The organism is Bradyrhizobium sp. USDA 4454, assembly GCF_054822705.1.
In genome coordinates this window covers 1,760,308-1,779,612 of the sequence record NZ_JBTRCN010000001.1, presented here as the reverse complement: position 1 = coordinate 1,779,612, position 19,305 = coordinate 1,760,308, and the positions used below count along the sequence as shown (strand labels likewise).

General features: G+C 62.0%; 16 protein-coding genes, 1 tRNA gene and 2 pseudogenes. 8 read left to right on the top strand and 11 right to left on the bottom strand.

Features of this window, described 5'->3' with window-relative positions; all coding sequences use genetic code 11:
* Positions 1-7: 7 nt before the first annotated feature.
* A complete protein-coding gene (locus ACVIW0_RS07995; protein WP_461351819.1) occupies positions 8-2,764 on the bottom strand; it encodes a hybrid sensor histidine kinase/response regulator in 2,757 nt (918 codons plus the stop codon).
* Between the two features lie 203 nt (positions 2,765-2,967).
* Positions 2,968-3,615 carry a histidine phosphotransferase ChpT gene (gene chpT / locus ACVIW0_RS07990; protein WP_461351818.1) on the bottom strand — a complete coding sequence of 216 codons (648 nt, stop codon included), beginning with the start codon at positions 3,613-3,615 and terminating at the stop codon, positions 2,968-2,970.
* A 151-nt stretch (positions 3,616-3,766) separates the two neighbouring features.
* Between chpT and cysQ the strand changes: the two genes are divergently transcribed.
* Positions 3,767-4,591: a 3'(2'),5'-bisphosphate nucleotidase CysQ gene (cysQ, locus tag ACVIW0_RS07985; RefSeq protein ID WP_461351817.1), complete on the top strand. Its 825-nt coding sequence runs from the start codon at positions 3,767-3,769 to the stop codon at positions 4,589-4,591.
* On the opposite strand, the gene ACVIW0_RS07980 is transcribed toward cysQ, so the two are convergent.
* The gene (locus ACVIW0_RS07980; RefSeq protein ID WP_461351816.1) at positions 4,592-5,056 is read right to left on the bottom strand and encodes a YHS domain-containing (seleno)protein; all 465 of its coding nucleotides are present in this window, start codon (positions 5,054-5,056) and stop codon (positions 4,592-4,594) included. It abuts the gene before it with no gap.
* Positions 5,057-5,209: 153 nt separating this feature from the next.
* On the opposite strand from ACVIW0_RS07980, the gene ACVIW0_RS07975 reads away from it, so the two are divergent.
* The 3 genes from ACVIW0_RS07975 (at position 5,210) to ACVIW0_RS07965 (ending at position 7,437) form a co-directional block, all read left to right on the top strand.
* Positions 5,210-5,812 carry a DUF1134 domain-containing protein gene (locus tag ACVIW0_RS07975; RefSeq protein WP_461351815.1) on the top strand — a complete coding sequence of 201 codons (603 nt, stop codon included), beginning with the start codon at positions 5,210-5,212 and terminating at the stop codon, positions 5,810-5,812.
* A 146-nt stretch (positions 5,813-5,958) separates the two neighbouring features.
* Entirely contained in the window at positions 5,959-7,254 is a 1,296-nt protein-coding gene (locus tag ACVIW0_RS07970) for a hypothetical protein (RefSeq protein ID WP_461351814.1), read from the top strand.
* Between the two features lie 108 nt (positions 7,255-7,362).
* A tRNA-Val gene (locus ACVIW0_RS07965) sits at positions 7,363-7,437 on the top strand.
* A 1,420-nt stretch (positions 7,438-8,857) separates the two neighbouring features.
* Here ACVIW0_RS07965 and ACVIW0_RS07960 read toward each other — a convergent pair.
* Positions 8,858-9,376, bottom strand: coding sequence for a hypothetical protein (locus ACVIW0_RS07960; protein WP_461351813.1), 519 nt, complete (start codon positions 9,374-9,376; stop codon positions 8,858-8,860).
* Between the two features lie 125 nt (positions 9,377-9,501).
* Between ACVIW0_RS07960 and ACVIW0_RS07955 the strand changes: the two genes are divergently transcribed.
* The 3 genes from ACVIW0_RS07955 to ACVIW0_RS07945 all read left to right on the top strand — a co-directional run bounded on the left by ACVIW0_RS07955 (position 9,502) and on the right by ACVIW0_RS07945 (position 12,631).
* The gene (locus ACVIW0_RS07955) at positions 9,502-10,131 is read left to right on the top strand and encodes an FMN-binding negative transcriptional regulator (protein WP_461351812.1); all 630 of its coding nucleotides are present in this window, start codon (positions 9,502-9,504) and stop codon (positions 10,129-10,131) included.
* A gap of 664 nt (positions 10,132-10,795) precedes the next feature.
* Positions 10,796-11,476: an HAD family hydrolase gene (locus tag ACVIW0_RS07950; protein WP_461351811.1), complete on the top strand. Its 681-nt coding sequence runs from the start codon at positions 10,796-10,798 to the stop codon at positions 11,474-11,476.
* Positions 11,477-11,722: 246 nt separating this feature from the next.
* Complete coding sequence (locus tag ACVIW0_RS07945) at positions 11,723-12,631, top strand: TauD/TfdA dioxygenase family protein (RefSeq protein WP_461351810.1); 909 nt, start codon at positions 11,723-11,725, stop codon at positions 12,629-12,631.
* Between the two features lie 176 nt (positions 12,632-12,807).
* Here ACVIW0_RS07945 and ACVIW0_RS07940 read toward each other — a convergent pair whose 3' ends face one another.
* On the bottom strand, positions 12,808-13,044 hold the full coding sequence (locus tag ACVIW0_RS07940) for a DUF2274 domain-containing protein (RefSeq protein WP_461351809.1): 237 nt from the start codon (positions 13,042-13,044) through the stop codon (positions 12,808-12,810).
* A gap of 4 nt (positions 13,045-13,048) precedes the next feature.
* Positions 13,049-13,486, bottom strand: a pseudogene (locus ACVIW0_RS07935) (TraB/TrbI/VirB10 family type IV secretion system protein); the annotation flags it as partial.
* A 435-nt stretch (positions 13,487-13,921) separates the two neighbouring features.
* On the opposite strand from ACVIW0_RS07935, the pseudogene ACVIW0_RS07930 reads away from it, so the two are divergent.
* Positions 13,922-14,094 (top strand): annotated as a pseudogene (locus ACVIW0_RS07930) (DUF736 family protein); the annotation flags it as partial.
* On the opposite strand, the gene ACVIW0_RS07925 reads toward ACVIW0_RS07930, so the two are convergent.
* The 5 genes from ACVIW0_RS07925 to ACVIW0_RS07905 all read right to left on the bottom strand — a co-directional run bounded on the left by ACVIW0_RS07925 (position 14,009) and on the right by ACVIW0_RS07905 (position 19,162).
* Positions 14,009-14,383 carry a hypothetical protein gene (locus tag ACVIW0_RS07925; protein ID WP_461357555.1) on the bottom strand — a complete coding sequence of 125 codons (375 nt, stop codon included), beginning with the start codon at positions 14,381-14,383 and terminating at the stop codon, positions 14,009-14,011. The pseudogene ACVIW0_RS07930 and the gene ACVIW0_RS07925 sit on opposite strands and share 86 nt — an antisense overlap.
* Positions 14,384-14,443: 60 nt before the next feature.
* The gene (locus ACVIW0_RS07920; RefSeq protein WP_461357274.1) at positions 14,444-15,367 is read right to left on the bottom strand and encodes a DUF2493 domain-containing protein; all 924 of its coding nucleotides are present in this window, start codon (positions 15,365-15,367) and stop codon (positions 14,444-14,446) included.
* A gap of 375 nt (positions 15,368-15,742) precedes the next feature.
* On the bottom strand, positions 15,743-16,804 hold the full coding sequence (locus ACVIW0_RS07915; protein ID WP_461351808.1) for a DUF7146 domain-containing protein: 1,062 nt from the start codon (positions 16,802-16,804) through the stop codon (positions 15,743-15,745).
* A gap of 598 nt (positions 16,805-17,402) precedes the next feature.
* Entirely contained in the window at positions 17,403-18,596 is a 1,194-nt protein-coding gene (locus tag ACVIW0_RS07910; protein WP_461351807.1) for a DUF932 domain-containing protein, read from the bottom strand.
* A gap of 182 nt (positions 18,597-18,778) precedes the next feature.
* On the bottom strand, positions 18,779-19,162 hold the full coding sequence (locus ACVIW0_RS07905; protein WP_461351806.1) for a hypothetical protein: 384 nt from the start codon (positions 19,160-19,162) through the stop codon (positions 18,779-18,781).
* Positions 19,163-19,305: the final 143 nt, after the last annotated feature.

Here is a 19,305-nt window from a genome sequence, read left to right as displayed (position 1 = left end):
GATCCCGTCATGCCGCTTTCCGGATCTCGGCGGTCTGCTCCTTCAGCGCCGCGATCAGCCCGGGACGGTCGAACTTGGCGACATAGTCGTGGAAGCCGGCCTGCCGGCCGCGCTCGATCGCCGCCGGCGACACCATCGCCGACAGCGCGATGATCGGCAGCTGGTTCAGATTGTGGTCGCTGCGGATGGTCTCGGCGAACTCGAAGCCGTTCATCTCGGGCATCTCGATGTCGGTCAGCACGACGTCGAAGGCCTGCCCCGAGCGCAGCGCGGCGAGGCCCTCCTGCGCGTTCGGCGCGGTCCGCACCTTGTAGCCGGCGGCTTTCAAGACCGGCGCCAGCATGTTGCGGAAGAACGCACTGTCGTCGACCAAGAGCACTGACTGTGCAGACGCCGACGGGCGCATCTCCTTGCGCGAGAACCAGTCGGCGAACGCCATCGGCAGGAAGTGGCCGACATCGATCACCTCGGTGGCCTGGCCCTTGATCACGGCCGAGCCCAGAATGCCGTCCTGCGAGCCTGCGACCTCGATGTTGAGCCGTTCCTCGACGATGTCGATGATCTCGTCGACCACGAGCCCCATCGAGCGGCCGTCGTCGGCGAACACCAGGATCGGCTGGGTGCCTTGGCTCTGCACCTCGACGCCCGCCATCTGCACCAGCGGCATCAATTGCTCGCGGTACTGCACCATGTAGCGGCCGTTACTGAGCTCGATCTTGTCGGTTGCGATCTCCTCCAGCCGGGTGACGAGACCGAGCGGCACCGCCTTGGGCTGCGAGGAGCCGGCGCGGAACACCAACAGCGAGGTGAGTTGCTCGCCGCTTGCGGCATGCGCATTGGCATTGTCGTCGGCCATGTCATGGGCCGAGGAGCCGGAGGCGCCCAAGGCCTTGGCGATGCCGTTGGGATCGATGATCATGATCACGGCGCCATCGCCCAAAATGGTGTTGCCGGAGAACATGTCGATGTGCCGCAGTTTGGTCGACATCGGCTTGACCACGATCTCCTCGGTGTGGAACACGCCGTCGACCACGATGCCAAAGGTCTGGCTGCCGACTTGCGTCACCACGATGAAGCCGTTCTCGGCATCGCTGGCGCTGGCGCCGTCGTCGATCTTCAAGAGCTTCTTCAGATGGATCAGCGGCAGCAGCTTGTTGCGCAGGCGCAAGACTGCGGTGTCCTTGATCCGCTCGATGCGGTGCTCGGAGTTGGCGCGGGCCCGCACCAGCTCGACCACGGACAATTGCGGGATCGCGAAGCGGTCGCCGCCGGCTTCGACGATCAGGGCGGAGACGATCGCCAGGGTCAGCGGGATCTTGATGGTGACACTGGCGCCCTCGCCGGCCACGCTCTTGATGTCGATGGTGCCGCCGATCTGGTCGATATTGGTGCGCACCACGTCCATGCCGACGCCGCGGCCGGACACCGAGGTGACTTGGGCGGCGGTCGAGAAGCCCGGCGCGAAGATGAACTTGTGGATCTGGGCTTCCGTCATCTTCTCGAGCTCAGCCTCGGTGACGAGGCCGTTCTGGAGCGCCTTGGCCTTGATCCGCTCGGTGTTGAGGCCTCGGCCATTGTCGGCGATGCAGATGATGATGTGGCCGCCCTCGTGATAGGCGGAGAGCCGAATGGTGCCCTGCTCCGGCTTGCCGGCGGCGAGGCGCTCGGCGGTGGTCTCCAGGCCATGATCGGCGGAGTTGCGCACCATGTGCGTCAGCGGATCCTTGATCAGGTCGAGCACCTGGCGGTCGAGCTCGGTGTCGGCGCCGTGCATCTCCAGCTCGATCTGCTTGCCGAGTTCGCCGGAGAGGTCGCGGACGATGCGCGGCAGCTTCTGCCAGGCATTGCCGATCGGCTGCATCCGCGTCTTCATGACGCCCTCCTGCAGCTCGGCGGTGACGTTGGAGAGCCGCTGCAGCGGCACCTTGAACTCGGTGTCCTCGTTGCGGCGGGAGATCTCCAGCAGCTGGTTGCGGGTCAAGACCAGCTCGGAGACCATGGTCATCAGATGTTCGAGGGTGTCGACATTGACCCGGATCGACTGGTTGGCGATCTTGTCGCCTTCCTGGACATCGGTCTCGGCGGCGGCCTTGCGGGCCGGCTTCTTGGCGGCGTCAGCCGGCTCGGCCGCGGGCGCAACAGCCACCGGCTTGGCGGCCGGTGCCGGGGCAGGTGCGCCGACTTCGGTCTCGGTCTCGCGGAAGGCGCGCTCGAGCTCGTCGAGCGAGACCTCGCCCGGACGCAACGGACGCTCCAGCGTCTGCACCACCAGCGTGCCCTCGGTCATCGCTTGGGTCATATCAGCCTGCACGGACGGCGCTTCGACCACCGGCACGTCCTCTTCGGCAGCAGCCGGCATCGACTGCGTCGAGCCTGACATTGCGGCCATGCCGCGCTCGACCATGGCTTCCAGCTGATCGATCAGGTCGCGGTCGTTGCCCTCTGGCTCGGCTTCGGTCGCCTCGAGCCCGGCCAAAATCTCCTTGATGCGGTCGATCGAGGACAGGATCAGCGTCACGGCTTCGGCCTTCACCGGCATGCCGTCGCGGAATTTGCCCATCAACGTCTCGCCGGCATGCGCCAGCGCTTCCAGCCGCGGCAGCCCGAGGAAGCCGCAGGTCCCCTTGATGGTGTGCACAAGGCGGAAAATATTATCCAGGATCTTCGCGTTGTTCGGATCCTGCTCGAACTGCACCAGCTGGTTGTCGACCGTATCCAGGCTCTCGCTGCTCTCCGTCAGGAACTCGCGCAACAGATCGTCCATGAAACCAACCTTCGAAAAACGCCGAAAACGCAGGCAGCGCGCGACATCGACGCGCCTGACGGAACCGAGGTCAGCTTCTCCGCAAAGCGTTTAAGTTTGGTTGAGTAATTGGAAAAGAACGGGATCAACAAAGAGATAAGGCCGCACGATTGAAACGCGCGGCCGGTCGTAACCTTTGATTAATGATCTTTGCGCGGCCGCGTTCAGGCCGCGGCGACAATGACCTTGTCGCCGTCGAGCGTGAGCGTCACCTTGAGCCCGCAGGCTTCTGCCAACAGGCGCGTGTAGTATGGCTGCACCGCATGCGCATCGACCGTGTTCGTCGACGTCCCGCTGAGGATATCGACGATGTTCTGCGGCACGCGGGCATTGAGCCCGGCGGATGTGATCCGGAACATCGTCGCGTCGCCCTCGCCGACCGGATCGACGGTGAGCGTGCCGCCGCGCGGGATGGTCTGCTGCGCGACCACCAGCATGTTCAGCAGCAGCTTGACGCGGTTCTTGGGCAGCAGCAGCCGCGGCAGATTCCAGACCAGCGTGACCTTGCCGTCCTCGATGTGCCCCTTCGCCATGTTCTGGGCGTCGCCAAGATCGATCTGCGCGCCGGAGGAACCGGCCGCGCCGAACGCCAGCCGGCAGAACTGCAACCGGGCCGACGCGGTCTTGGCGCTCTTGCGGATCAGATCGAGCGCGAAGTCGCGATCTTCGGGCTTCGGATTGTCGTCGAGGACCTCAAGCCCATTGACGATCGCGCCCACCGGACTGATGAGATCGTGACAGACCTTCGAGCACAGCAGCGCTGCGAGCTCGAGTGCATCGGGAGCGGGACCGGGAGACGAAGTGCCAGACATCAATTGTTTCCTGGAAAGCCGCACGCCGACCGAGGAGTGCGAATCACGCATGCCTGTCGGCTTGATACACCGCGCAGACGGATGCTGCCAGCTTGCGGCGGGACTGGCATCATGATCTCAGGGGAAGACCAACAGGATATGAGACCCGCTCATGAATAAGGCACAATCGGCCGTCGACTGCGACAAGGCCGCCACGCTGCTCGAATCACTCACCGGACTGGTGATCCGGGCCGGCGAGGCAATTCTCGCGGTCAACCGTTCCGCCATGAACGTCACCGGCAAGAGTGACGGCTCGCCGGTCACCGAGGCCGATCTCGCCGCCGACCACATCATCGTCGAGGGGCTGACGCGGCTGACACCGCACGTCTCGCTACTGTCGGAAGAGCGCGTCCATCTGGCGACACCGCCCTACAAGGACAGCTTCTTCCTGATCGATCCGCTCGACGGCACCAAGGAGTTCGTCGCCGGCCGCAATGAATTCACCGTCAACGTGGCGCTGGTCACGCATGGCGTGCCGCTGCTCGGCATCGTCGGTGCGCCGGCACTCGGCTTGATCTGGCGCGGCATCGTTGGCAAGGGCGCCGAGCGGCTGACCCTGAAGGGCAATAAGGTTTCGCAGGCCGTGCCGATCAAGACTCGTCGCTGTCCGCCGCGCGGCGCGCCATGGACGGTTGCGGTCAGCCGCTCGCATGGCGACGCGCGCACCGAAGCCTTCATCGACCAACGCGGTGGCGCAGTCCGCGCCGTGCTGGGATCGGCCGTCAAGTTCGGCCGTGTCGCCGAGGGCGAGGTCGACATCTATCCGCGGCTGTCGCCGACGTCGGAATGGGATGTGGCGGCCGGTCATGCGGTGATCGTGGCGGCCGGCGGCAAGGTGACCGATTCGCACGGGCACCCCTTGCATTTCGGGCTCGGCCGCGAAGACTTTCTGGTGCCGGAATTCATCGCCTGGGGCGATCCGGCCGCCGCGCCGTGACTACTGCGCGAGGCTTTCTTCCAGCTCCGGCCAGCGCGCCACGGCTTCCTTCAGGAAGCGCGCGGGATCGGCGGTGAAGGCATCGCGGCCGTGTTCCCGGTTGAACAGATAAAGCCTGTTCCCGACGACAGCCCAGAAGCGCGGATTGCCCGCGCAGGTCACGCCCCGCACCAGATCGGTCGGATCGTAGCCGCCGAACTGCGGGCCATAGATCTCCGGATGCGCCACGAACGAGGCGCGGTTGCCCTCGTTACGGAAACGCCAGACCACCCCGCTGTCGGCGGCCTCGAATTCCGGCCGCCCCAAGGCGGCGGTGGCGTCGGTGAAATAGGCAACGGGATCGAATCCTTCGATCGCCAGTCCAGAGTAACGGTTCGTCACCACGCGTTCGGTCGTCGTGGCCTGAACCGGCAAACTGGGCCCGATAGCCGCCAAAATGCCCGCCAACAGGCCGAAAAACGCCATGCCCCGGCACGATCGATATCTTTCCTGCCGTTGTGCCGTCATAGTTGATACCGATAACATCCGAGTCGAGGGGACACTGGGCGCAACCTAGAGCCGTGCCTGTTGGCATCAGGTTAAAGGGCAGCGCCCAGATTTCGATAGCAGGGGTTCTTTATGACTTTCGCATCACGCCTTGCCGCGGTCGCGTTCGCCGCGCTGATGTGTTGGAGCGTAGAGGCGTCCGCGCAGCAGCCGCCGCCGCAATATCCGCCGCCGCAGCGTGAACCGACCCCGTATACTTACGGGCCAGATGAACTGGTCGGTGCCGGACACAAGTTCTTCGGCAACGTGTCGCGCGGGCTCGCCTCGGTGATCGAGCGCGCGGTCAGCCAATGGGGCCTGCCCAACGGCTATGTGCTCGGCGAGGAAGGCTCCGGCGCGTTCGTGGCCGGCCTGCGCTACGGCGAAGGCACGCTTTACACCAAGAACGCCGGCGACCTCCGGGTCTACTGGCAGGGTCCTTCGGTCGGCTTCGATTGGGGCGGCGACGGTGCCCGCACCATGACCCTGGTCTACAACCTGCCTTCGACGCAGGCGATCTATCAGCGCTTCGTCGGCATCGACGGCTCGGCCTACATCGTCGGCGGCTTCGGCATGACGGCGCTGACTGCCAACAACATCGTGCTGGTCCCGATTCGCTCGGGCATCGGCCTGCGGCTCGGCGCCAGCGTCGGCTATCTCAAATACACCCCGCGCGCGACCTGGAACCCGTTCTAGGCCGCAAGGCCCCGGCCCTGTGATGCGCCGGGCGCGTCGGCACCATTAGCGATTCACCTTAACGCGGCAAACGGGCTGGCCTTTGGCCGGCCCGCCGTGGCATTGTGATTAACAAATTCTTTCTTCTGTTCTCGGAGTGATCCTTCATGATCGAGCCGATCATGTACGCGGCGATCGGTTTCCTGATCTCGATGCTGTGTGGCCTGATGATCGTGCCGCTGGTGCATAACCGGGCGGTGCGGCTGACCACGCGCCGCATGGAGGCGGCCACCCCGCTGTCGATGGCCGAGATCCAGGCCGACAAGGACCAGCTCCGCGCCGAGTTCGCGATGTCGGCCCGCCGGCTCGAGATGAGCGTCGAGCAGCTCAAGAGCAAGACCACGAGCCAGCTCGCCGAACTCGGCAAGAAGACCGATGCGATCAACCGCATGAAGATCGAGCTCGGCGAGAAGAACGCCGCGATCTTCGCGCTGGAGGCGCGCGAGAAGGCGATGAAGGAGCAGCTTCGCGCCACCGAGGAAGAATTCGGCGCCAAGAGCGAGCTGCTGCGCACCGCCGAGCAGGCGCTGACCGACAAGCAGAGCGAGCTCGGCAAGATCAACGCCGAGCTCAGCGACCGCTCGATGACCGCCGACAGCCGCCAAGTCGAGCTGGTCGCGGTGCGGACCCAGGTCGAGGAGTTGAAGAACCGCGTCGGCGACGCCGCCAGGGAGTTCGCGGCGACCGAGGCGCGCCTCGCCCAGGAGCGCAGCCAGTCCGAGACTGTCGCCCGCGATCTCGCCGACGCGCGCGGCAAGGTCGAGAACCTGAGCCAGCGCGTCACCGATCTCGATCGCCAGTTGGTCGTCCAGGTCAAGGAAGCCGAGATGCTTGGCAACCGCGTCACCGATCTGGAGACGCGGCTTGCGACCCAGGGCAAGCTGCTCGCCGAGCGTGAATTCGAAAACAGCCAGCTCAAGCAGGCCAACGCCGCCGCCGAGCGGACGGTGCAGGAGCTGCGCGAGGAGCTCGCAGCGGCAGGCGGCGGCAAATCCCCGGTGCTCGAGAAGCTGCGCCAGGAGAAGGCCGCGCTCGAGGAGCAGCTGCGCATAGCCCGCGACGAGCGCGGCAAGCTGCAGCGCGACGTCAACGCGATCCAGCAGCAGGCCGAGAGCTCCTGGGCGACCGAGCGGATGGAGAACGCGCTGCTGCGCGAGCGCATCAACGACATCGCTGCCGAGGTCGCCACGCTCGCGATCCAGCTCGAGGGTCCCAATTCGGCGATCGAGGCCATGCTGGCGGCGGAGCCGACCGTGCCGGCCAAGGCTGCCGCCAAGCCTGCCAACGGTGCCGCCAATGGCGCCGCACCGGGCAACGGCGTGCCCGAGGGCGGCGGCACACTCGCCGAGCGCATCCGGGCGCTGCAATCTCACGCCTCCCGCGCCCGCCAGCAAGGCGCCTGATGACGCAGGGTTTGGCTTGACACCCCTACCCGGCACTTCGTAAATCGCACGCTCTGACGAAGCGCCACTTTTCGACCGGCCGGCATCGGCCGTCGGCAGTCAGATCCCGGACGCATAGCTCAGCGGGAGAGCGTTCCCTTCACACGGGAGAGGTCCAAGGTTCGATCCCTTGTGCGTCCACCATTTATCCCGAGATTTCAATGACTTACTGGATTCATTCCCTTAGCGTGTACCCCAGAGGAGTCGGGGCACAACGAGGGCACATCGCTTGCGGCACGGCTGGAACCGCCTCCCGTCCCAGCCGCCGCAATTTCGAGGCCGATCAATGCGCTTGGCTGACCCCTTGGCCAGGCTGCTCCTACGAGCCTGCCAGCAGCGTCTTCGGTGCTGTTGCGCAGGCGTCACGCGCGACGAACTGGGTTTTCGCGCGACAGGAGAACTGACGCCGATGCGACGGGAGAGCCCGCCCGGCGTCCCCCGGCGTTCGAAGGATTCGATTCCATGGACGACAGGAAGCCGGAAACCGGGTGCGAGCGGGCCCGCCGGCGGTCCGGTTCCGCATCCGCTCCGATTTCCAATCCTTGGAATGCGGGTTCCCAGGATGGCTTCGCGCCGACCCCGAACCGAAGATTCCGGCCGCCCGACACGGCGCCTCCGACGCCCGGCGCGCCGGTCAGGAATCGGCGCATGTGCGCCAAACAGCGTCTTCGCAAGGAGATCGTGAGGAAGGCAGGAAGCAGCCGAGAAATCTAGCAGAAAGGACGCTGACCACGAGGATTGAATAGCGCGTGTCGCGAGCTGATCGTTCGCTGGCGCGATCTCACCGCCTCGCCTTCTTGGGTGGGGATCAGCCGGTGGAAAACGACTCGGAAAACACCAGCCACCCAGCCTGCTGATCGGCGCGCCCCGGCCACTCGTTCTCTGCAGATAGGCCTCTCAAACTCGGCACTCTGGATCTTGCCGGACGAAGACCTGCTGTCCTTTGGGACGCAAGTCGACGATCGGATGCCCCAAGGCAATGCGGAACGACCGTGCGGTCTACACCCATCGCCGCAAAGCAGTCCTCAAGCGTAGTGTTATCATCGACGGCATGGTGCCTGCCGCGGACGAGATAATAGCCCTTCATCCCGGGCTCCCGGGCTCCCGATCCTCGGCGCGCTCTACCACGGCGTATCTCGGAATGTCCCGAATGTCCGGAGGCAAGCGCTCGCCGTCCTCAGACGGGGGGAGCCGACGCCATCTGAACCGCGTCCGAGACTCGCCGGAAACCGAATTTCTCGATCCAATCCGAGAATGCGTTGGCCCAACCCGGGCCGAGCGGCTCGTCGGGCCAAGCCTTGTGTTCCCACATGTTGCGCAATTGGCGAGCCGCAGCCCGCCATTCCGGGTTGGATGCCATAGTCGTTCGCCTGTGGACAGACAGTTCGAATCGTGTGGCGTCCTACGCCCGGTGGCTCTCGCGAACCAGCTATGTTCATGCGGATATTGGTAGAAAAATATATGTTGGGACGGGCCAGCGACTCTTGGATCGGATCGGTGAATTGCGGGGAAAACGATTCGACAAACCCACCGGACGAAACTTCATAGACCGACAGGCGGAGCCCTATCCAGCCCAGCCACGTCTATCTTTCAGGAAGATCATCCCGTCGAACGCGGCCAGTTTGGCCTTCGCTTCGGATTCATATCGCCGTCTCGCCGTAACGAAGCGTCCTGCGGCTTTTTCGGTGAGCCTGCCGCCCCATAAACCATCCCCGTTCTGGAAGATGGTGATGTTGTGTTCATCGGTATTGACGAAGCTGTTGCCAAGCGACGAGATCCTCCAGCGGCGGTCGAGCCAACGGCTCTTGCGTCCAGCGGCCCCTCTCAGTGCGTACTCGCGTCGCGCCGGCTCGCAATCATATCCGTGAGGCACCGCCGTATTCTCTGCCCTCAGCAATCCGCTGTTGTAGATTCCAAGTTGAGAATATGGCTCGGGCAACGGGCAGCAGTTCAAGGAAAGCCAGACGTTCAGAGCGACGAATAAAACCGAGCTACCGGTGCACCCGGACTTGCCGCCTGGTCCATTACAATTGCCTTGCTCAGCTTCTTCACGGCCCCAGAAGTGCGTGAGGGGTGCGATCATCAGCCGGCCGGGCCACGAGCAAGGCGGCTCGATCCAACGTGGAACCTCTACGGGCCGACTGAAACTGGCAGTTTTTTAGCATACTGACCTGGGTTTATCTCGACGACCTCCAACGGAGAACGTTCATGTACATACCACCCCACTTTCGAGATGACGACCTGGAGAACATTCGCGCGACAATCCGGTGCGCCCGATTGGCCAACCTGATCACGGCCACGTCAGACGGCCCCCTTGCGACGCCTCTTCCGCTCTTTCTCGATGAGAGCGAAGGCGAACACGGCGCGCTGTACGGCCACCTAGCGAAGGGCAATCCGCAATGGCGCACGCCCCCGATCGGAGAAGCTCTCGCGATCTTTGCTGGCGCAGAGGCTTATGTGACGCCATCCTGGTATCCCAGCAAACGACAATCTGAACGTGAGGTACCGACATGGAATTATGTCGCGGTCCACGCCTATGGGCCGACCGAGTTCTTCGAGGATCCCGATCGCCTTCTTGAAATCGTGACGCGTCTGACGAATATCCATGAGACGTCACGAGCGACGCCTTGGGCCGTCAGCGATGCTCCCGCGGATTTCATCGCCGCCCAGTTGAGTGGGATCGTCGGCGTGCGCATCCCCATCACCAGGGTCGAAGGCAAGCGCAAGATGAGTCAAAACCGTCCCGCTCCTGACCGCCTTGGTGTCGCCACCGGCTTGGCGGCGAGCAAACTGCCACGGGATCAGGAAGTTGCAGCTCTTATCCTGGTTCAGGGCTGAGGCGACAATGTGCATGACTAGCGCCAACAGGGCCGGTCGACAGAAAGCCTACATCTGCAGCTCTCACGGGCCCCAGCGGCATTAGTCTTGCCGTGACGCCGGTCGAGGCATTAAGGATTGGCTGCAGCGGCGGCCTCTCAGTCGAAAGTTGTTCAACACCCCGGAGCTTCGACTTAGTATTCCGAGAGTCTGAGAATCCAATTTGCCTCACCAGAGTGAACCGATCTCGGAGAGATCAACCTGACCCATCAATTAACTCGCAAAATTCACTTACGGAACGGTCAGCTCGAACTTACCTCACCATGTAGACTCTTGTCCGTATTCTGACAGAGACGCAGTGTCGTGTCAGGTCCAGTGCAGCGCGCATAGTAAGCGTTGAGACTTTCCAAAGCCCTTCCGGCCTTATTGCATGCCAACGCTGGCTGGCATGGCCATTGCTTCAACTAAATCAATCCAGAAATAGAGCTACAGAAGCAGCAATGCTCACGCTCTCCACCCGTCCTCTCGCCTCGGAAGAACGGTCCGCCTGTTCAGCTCACTGGCGCGCGTTGCACCCGTGACGACTCTGTTCGAACCGCGACGATCGCCCCAGACATGTAGACGAGTAAATATCTAAGTCTCGAACGCATTCGATCGCACGATCACATTTGCCTTAGGTTCATGCATGAAATCCGCAATTATTTTCGACTGGAATGGCACGCTGCTCGATGATGCCAACGCAGTGCTGCAAACCATCAATGCAATTTTGACCCGCTTCGGTCGCGCAGCTGTGGATATGCACAAGCTTCGAGAGAAGTTCGAACTTCCTCCTTCGGCTCTTTTCCGCAACCTAGACATGTCGAAAGATGAAATCGAAGTCGTACAGAGCAACGACAACGCCATTTTTCACGACACTTATGAGTTCCTGGCGCGCAACGCGGCCTTACGCAAAGGGGCTCGAAATGTTTTGCTCGCCGCTGATCAGCGAGCCATCCAAACCGTCATTGTCAGCAACCACATTGTTGGACCAATTCGCACACAATTGCGAAGACTTGGGATCAAGACTCACGTCACCGACATTTTGGCATTTGAGAGCCGCGCAACTCAGTTTAGGAGCATGAGCAAGCAAGAACGGCTGCGCTTGTATATGCAGGCCAATGATCTTTCCTCAGAAAGAACTGTCATCGTGGGCGATATGCCAGTTGAGACCGAGATTGCCCGCAATCTTGGCCTTATCAACGTATCAATCGTGGGCGGATATGTTTCCGAAGGGCGCTTACGCGCGGCAGGGCCCGACTACATGATTTATGATCATCATGAATTATTACCAATCTTACGGAAGCATTGCCTTTTTGAGGACAGTTGAGTGATTACAATAACATAACCGAATGTCTTCCGTCGGCTGCCGCTCTCTTTGCCCCATATTCGGTGGGTGAGGTCGACGATCGAGCTTCTTTGTCGCTCGGTCGAATCATCGGTTGGTCCGAGAACTCGCGCCAATTAGCGCAATTCGTTGCCATAGGGGCTACATGTTCTTCTTTTGCCTGGCACGTTGCTGGCTGAAGATCATCCACCCCGAGAAGCAGAAACTTCAAGGGCTTGGAAAAACAACATGAGCACAACGACTTTGATCGGTGACGTCATTCCGGGCGCCGATGTTCTGAAACGCGCAGCGCGCATCGGTGCCGAAGTCAAAAATATCGAGCTATCGGGCGATCTACCGGACCGCACGATCGCTGCGATCAACAGCTTGCTGCTCGAGCACAAGGTGATCTTCTTCCGCAACCAACGACATCTCAATGACGTTGAACAGGAGCGCTTTGCTGCTCGTCTTGGAAAGCTAACGCCTCATCCGATGCTCGGCGCCGCCAGGGGGACGGCCTCGCTCCTCGAACTGGACTCCACTCGCGGCGGCGGTCGTGCCGATGTTTGGCATGCGGATGGGACCTTCGCCGATGCCTATCCCAAGATTTTAGTCCTGCGGGCCGTAGTAATGCCAGCTTGCGGAGGCGACACCGTGTGGTCGAACACAGCTTCCGCGTATCTCGATCTGCCGCCGCCGCTACAACGGCTTGCCGAAGAGCTATGGGCCGTTCACAGCAACGTTTTCGATTACGCCGGGATCGCGCGTGTCCGCGAGGTCGACAAGAAACACTTTGACGAGGTATTCACCAGAACGGTTTTTGAGACCGAGCATCCCGTCGTGCGCGTCCACCCCGAAACAGGCGAGCGGACGCTAGTGCTCGGTGCTTTGGTGAAGCACTTTGTTGGGATCTCCAAATACGACGGACAAAAGCTCTTCGATCTGTTCCAGTCTCATATCACCGCGCCCGAAAACACTGTGCGCTGGAACTGGTTAGAGGGCGATATCGCGATATGGGATAACCGCGCAACGCAGCATTACGCCGTCAACGATTACGGGGACGGGCATCGCGTCGTACGTCGGGCGACAATCGAGGGCGACGTGCCTATCAGCGTCGATGGCCGGAGTAGCGTACCGCGCCTGAAGGTGACCGAATAAATGCCCATCGACGCCAGGCGCTCTTGCGTCTGAAGATAGAGAAAGCCCGGTAATCGGCCTTAATTCGGGGCAGACGCAGGAACACGCTTTCCGACACGATATCTTAGCTCACGGGCCAAACCCGGCAGCGTACTGTTAGCTTTGACCGGCAGCTCGAGAAGCCTTGAGCATCACTGTCATTCGCCGGCTACCGGTACGCTGCCGCCACGTTTCAATTTAGAAAATCCTCGATCCGTGGCCATAAAGCGCGCCAACATGGGAGCGATGAGCTTAGTCGGTTCGACCACTTGACCACCTTGAAGCGTAAGGGCTTCTGCATATGCGATGAGATCGCGATGCACGGCCGCCGGCAGTTCCGCACTCACTTTGACCGGCTTGTCGTCTGGAAGCTCTCCTATTTTGAGCTTAGGCATGTTGTCACCCTCTATACGGCGTAAGTATGAGGTCACGATTGACAAGAACACGAACCGGGAAACCAGGTCGTACGGTCAAAGTAGGCTGGATGTTGAGACTGCGTCGAACCACCTGCTGTCCGGTTTGGTTTAGGGAGTCGGAGGCACCGTGTCGTAATGCCTGGATGATCGCGCTGTCGTTGCTGTTGGTGTCCGAGCCGGCCCCCAGTTCAGTCCCGACCGCCAGAAACGTCGATAGTGCCGCAGCCTTGAACAGCTCGCCCCAGTGATTATCGACCTGATCTTCGAGACCTGCATATCCGGCAGCGTCAGCGCCAGGTTGTCGCTCGAGAACAATGGAACGTCCATTCGGCATGATCAGCCGGGTCCAGACGAGTAGAACGCGTGACTGGCCGAAAGTGACCTGGCTGTCGTAGACCCCGATCAGACGCGCGCCCTGCGGAAAGTACCGATGTTAGCCATGTCACTTCTCCTGTTGTGTTTCGAGCCCGCGACCACCGCGGCCTCGATGGCGATCTAAAGGCCGAGGACGATCGGCGACGCACCCCTTGCGGGCCGGAGCGCAGCGGAGGACGCCGTTGTGGCGACTATCTTGCCTCGCGAGGAATGGGCGAAGCCCAGGGGAAGAAAGTCGCATCAACGGCGTTGCGGCTCAGACGATCGAGGCGAAGCCGGTCTTCGGCCAGATCAAGCCATCCAAGAGGCCACGTGCGTCCGCGGGACGGACCGCAAGCTCGGGAGAAGAGACTTGGCAAATCTCGGTTGGGCTGCACAAGAAGCTGGAACGGCTCGGCGAACAAAGAGAAACAACCTGCCGCAAAGGGCGGTGTCGTCATGAGAGAACGATCGAGAACGACTCTACGTGCCAAGCGACGAGGTGGGCCGAGCCGAGATCGGCGCAGCCTGGTCGAAGCGTTCCGAAGAGGGCCGCGATACCTCTCACTCGAGTCACTTACCCCCCGGCTCAATATGGCGATCCTGCGCAACCTGTTTGGTGAGGAAGGTGACGAGGGATCATCCTTCGCGCATGGCGGCCACGAAAATCGTTGAGACTGTTGCTCCACCAGTTCAGCCGGCTCCAACAGGCGGGTCTTCGCAAGCAGGGACAGTCACCTGCGTCCATGTCGCGCGCCAACGCAAAGCGCGTCAGCGGCCCGATCTGCGCAAGCGTGAGCACCAGGTGCGACGAAGGGGCCAGGCCGCCACTGACCGCCCGGCATAACAAGCCAATGCATGATGTGGTAACAACAAGACCAGGCGCGAGCACGGTGGCGGCTTCATCCGGATGGATGACGATCGCGTTTTCCACCACCATCACAAGCCGCAACTTCGGATACAAGGCTGGACGCGCCGGAGTGCCAGGCGTCCAGCTCCGCGCGATGGTTCGAAAAGACGGCGCTCACGCGCCGCCGAATTTCCAGACGGGGATGCCGAAACGCCTCGCCTTGTCGGCGAGGTTGTCCTGAATTCCCGAACCCGGGAAATGCATGACGCCGATCGGAAAGAGCTCGAGCATGGCGTCATTGCGCTTGAAGGGTGCCGCCTTGGCGTGCTTCGTCCAGTCGGGCTTGAACGCGATCTGGGGCACCTTGCGGGTCGTCGCCCATTTGGAAGCGATCATTTCGGCCCCCTTGGGTGAGCCGCCATGGAGCAGGACCATGTCGGGATGCTTGGCGTGAACCTTGTCGAGGCGATCCCAGATGAGGTGGTGGTCGTTGAAGTCGAGCCCGCCGGTGAGTGCGATCTTCGGTCCTGCCGGCAACATGACCTCGGTCTGGGAACGGCGCTTGGCAGCGATGAAGTCCCGCGAGTCGATCATGGCTGCCGTGAGCGTGCGGTGGCTCACCAGCGAGCCCGACCGCGGACGCCAGGACGAGCCGGCGTGAACCTCAAATTGCTGCATCGCCTGGTCGCGGAAGAGCTCCAGGCAATTTCGGCGCTCGATCAAGGTGATGCCCTCCGCCGTGAGGCGCTCGAGCTCGACCGATCGCACCTCTGACCCATTCTGCTCCCGCTGGCTCTTGTGCTGCGCTTGTTCATTGTCGTCGAGCTGGCGTTCGATGCGATCGACGGCCCGATGGAACAGATTGACGGTTGACCAGAGGAGTTCGCTGAGATCCGGTTCGAGCCGTGTATCGCTTAGCGCGGCAACCAGGATGTCGAACATATCGACGATGGTAGCGGCGATCATCTGGCTCTCGGGGAGAGGTCTTGGATCGGGCTGATCGTCGAAGGGGCGATAGCCGAACAGCTGCAATTCGCTGAGGACGTGCTCGGTCGGAGACGGGGCGTGCGTCGATTCGATGTCGTCGTGGTCGGTCATCGCAAGAGATCCTTTGGCGGAGCGGCCGCGCCCATCGCAGCCTTCGTGGCGATCACTCAGACGGCGGGCGGAACGGGCCAGAACCCGGAGCGGCTTGTCCGCCCAGGCCCGCAGGGCGTGGGCGGTAGCGCAGGGCCGAAGCGGCAGCGGAGGATGGCGAAGACCGGCTATTTTGTTTCGCGATGCAAAGCGCGCTCGCCAAATCGCGATCATGCCTTCTCATTGCCTACGCGCGGCGGAAAATAGCCGGACGCAGCCATTGCCGGCCCGGGCCGCTTGCCGTCCAATCGCCCACTAGAAGGCCGAAGGTCGCGTCCGCTCCGCCAATTGGCCTCGGCTATGACCGATCTTTCGCCATCGGTCGAATTACCGCGACTACCCGGCGTCGATCGTGGAGGAGCGCAGGAAGCGGCCGGCATCGTCAGGAACGAGTTGAAGCCGCAACGCTGCCCGGAGAGCCTCTAGGCCGAAGATTTGCAGATCTTCATTGAAGTCGCCGAGCCGAGGCGACAGCGAGATCGCTTCAACGCCGGCGTCCTCCGCGCGCCGGGTAAGGATGGCCCGTACGGCGTCTCCGGCGGCGTCGGCGTCACGGGCGATATAGAGACGACGCAAGCCAGGCGGCAGCAACATGGCTGAGAGATGATTGGCCGAAAGCGCAGCAGCCATCGGCAAAGTCGGCAGGACGCAGCGCAGTGACAGCATGGTCTCGATGCCCTCACCGGCAGCAAGCACGTCATCCACCAGGCCGAAACGAACAGCGTTACCGAGCAGATCGCCCATGGCCCGCCGTGGAGTGTCGATGGGAGCCTTGCCGAGCCGGATGCGATCAAAGCCGTCCGGATCGAGCCAGGTGCGATGCACGCCGCAGATCCGCCCATCAAGATTGGTGACGCTGGCTATCATCGCTGGCCAGGTTTCCATCGGCAAATGCTCGTCCGGTCGATAATAGCAATGCGGATGGAAGCGCAAGCTGCCGCCATGGTGGATACTGACCATTCCGCGACGCCGCAAATAAGCTTCAACCACCGTACCGTCGATGGGCCTGGACATTGCAAACAGGCGACGGGCGGCTTGCTGCGATCCGGCTCGCGCTGCTGGACTGTCGGCTTTCGGGGCGGGTTGCTGCTCGCAACGAGGTAGCGTTAGAAAGCGTCTTGCCTCCTCGGCCACCTCGCGAAAATCGCGTAAAGCCATGCTTTCGCGGATGATGTCGAGCAGGTCCCCATGTTCTCCGGTGGCGGCATCGGTCCACTTTCCGGCGGGCCCCTTCGTCGATTCATGGAGCCGCACGAACAACGAGCGTCCTGGCGTGTTGCGGACATCGCCAACCACCCAGTACCGCCCCACCCGCTTGCCATTGGACAGATAGTGTCGGCATACGCCCTCGGCCTCGCATGCGAGGCGGCGTACCAATTCTGAGACATCAAAGACCATCACGCGCCCTCCCGCTCAACGAAACGGCTCAAGACAAACTTGCTTAAGAGGATGTCGCGCGACGGCGACAGCTTGAGCTTCCAAACGACGCTTGCCATGTCAGCTTCTCCGAACCGGGCGGCCGGAGCCTCTCTCTCGGCCTCCAACCCGTTCGCGGACAAGCCTGTCCAGCTCTCGCTCTGGCTTTCGGCGACAAATGGCGTTCGTTGGCGTGTGCCGCGCTATCGGAACAAACCAGGTCGCGCCGTTCACATCCCGGATCAGATGAAGCTCGAAATGGCCGCCGGCGGTGGCAGAGCCGGTTATGTTGACTGTCCCCGAGGCAATACGTTTGACTGGACGCGAAGCCGAACGCACGCACGAAGGCGGTTCGTGGCGGCAATTGTATGAGTCAGCCGATCGTGTTGACGCGAGGATCCAGATATTCCGCAGTCGTCTTCGCAGTCCCATTCGCGGGTCTCAATCGCGCAAGAATCCGAAACCGCCAAGACCTGTCAGCCCGCGATGGACATGACGGCGAGAGAGCAGCGCCCATCACCCGTGAATGGAAAGGGTAGACGTACCAGGCCGGAGACCTAGATCTCCGGCCTGGCTGACATTAGGCCGCCCGGTCGAGCAACTTCTTGGCCTTGGTCTCCATGTCGAGGCGGACATCTTGATGCGGCTTGTCGCGCGCGACGGCGGTGATGCCCTGCACGAAGTCGAAGATGCTTTCAGGCGGGCGCCCCTCCTCCGCCAGCACTGCGTCTATCACCTTGCCTGTCTCTGCCTTGGAGAAGCCGCGGCGGCGCAAGAACTCGTTGCGATCCTCGTCACTGCGGGCCACGATCCGCTCGCGAGCGGCCTTGATGCCGTTGACGAAAGGCATGGGTGAAGAGTTGGCGAAGTTCGACAACGCCGGGGCTGCTTCGTGAGCAAAGCGTGAGGCTGCGTATTTGGAATGGCGGATAGTGATCTCCTCGAAATCTTCCACGCCCCATAGATTGCGATTCTGGCAAACCGCACGAAGATAGAAGCTCGCCATGCCGAGCGTCTTCGCGCCGACTTCTGAGTTCCAACAATAGAAGCCTCGGAAATAGAGGTCGGGCGAGCCGTCGCGAAGACGACCCGCTTCGATCGGATTCAAGTCATCGACCAGAAAGAGGAAAACGTCCCTGTCTGATGCATAAAGGGTCGTCGTGGCTTTGGAAATGTCGACAGAGGGATTGTAGATGCCGCTCGACCAGTCGAGTACACCGGGCACCTTCCACCGTGTATCGCCTGTGCCATTGCCGGCGATGCGCTGTACGGCCTCGACCAGCTCGTGGTCGTAGATCCGGCCATAGTCGGGGCCGGTGACAGCGCGAAGCTCAACACGGCTGTCCTCGGTCTCGAGCGTTTTGATCTGCTCGACGCGATTGGCGTTCAAGCCATATTGCAGGTTGATGGCTGCGAGTGACGCAGGGAGCTGCCGCAGGTAAGCGGCCGGAGCGCCAACCTGGCTTGCAAGCTGACCGAAGCTCCAATGCGTCGGCGCAACCGGCGTGTCGGAGCCGGGCAACATCAAGGCCAGCCGCTCAGGGTCGGCACGGCTTGCGTCGACATGGATGAGCGCGCTTTCGACCACGCGCGTCCGGCTGCGGTTCGCGCGATCGTGCACCGTGCGGGCTAGCTCATCGAGCGACAGGTAACGTTCATCCGCCGGGCGTGAGAACCACTCCGAGGACACCCGACCGACGCGCTCGCCGCGGCTCACATCCACTCTGTATCCGCCGCTCGCAACGCGGCCGGCATCAACAATCTGCGTATTCATGGCAGCAATCTCCATGACGGGCGCCGGAAGACTCTCCTCCGACCTTCAACCCGTCATGGCCAAGGCCACTCCACTCTGCCTCTCCCTTTTCATCGGCCGCCGAGGCCCAAGACCTTCCGCGTCGCCCCAGCCCCGTCAGGGATGGAAGCCCGAAGGGTGAAAACCCGGCGCAAGCCGGGGTTTCAGCGTGAGCCGACAGCCCGCTCCCGCAGGGAGACGGCGATGAACCCAGCACCTACAACAACACGGCCGAAGTCCAGATGGCCGGAGTCATTCATTGGTCCTGTTGTTGCGCGATCCAGTCGCTGGTGATGGCGTGAAGGCTCGGCGGAAGACGAGGTCCGGCGGCTTTGTTGATTCTGAAAGCCGAGTTCGCAGGGGCGATTCAAGCAAACCGGGCGACGTTCAATCCCGGCCAGCACCGCGCGAAACTCCTGCGACATGCCGCCCAGCGAATTGTCGACCACGTTGGATGATCCGACTCTTCCCGGCGCAACTGTTTGCTGGCGAAATCCGTTGGATCGGCTGATGGAAAGCTTCCATACCCGGCATCTAGATTTCTTCATTTTCGGTGATTGTTGGCATAGCGCGCAGACAACGCTCGCTCGACAGAACCCATATCTAATCTCCCGTTGAGAACCGCCAAAGCCGGCTTCCGGAGTGAGATAGACTGCCGAGCTTAGCTTACAGGATGCTGACAAGCTCGACG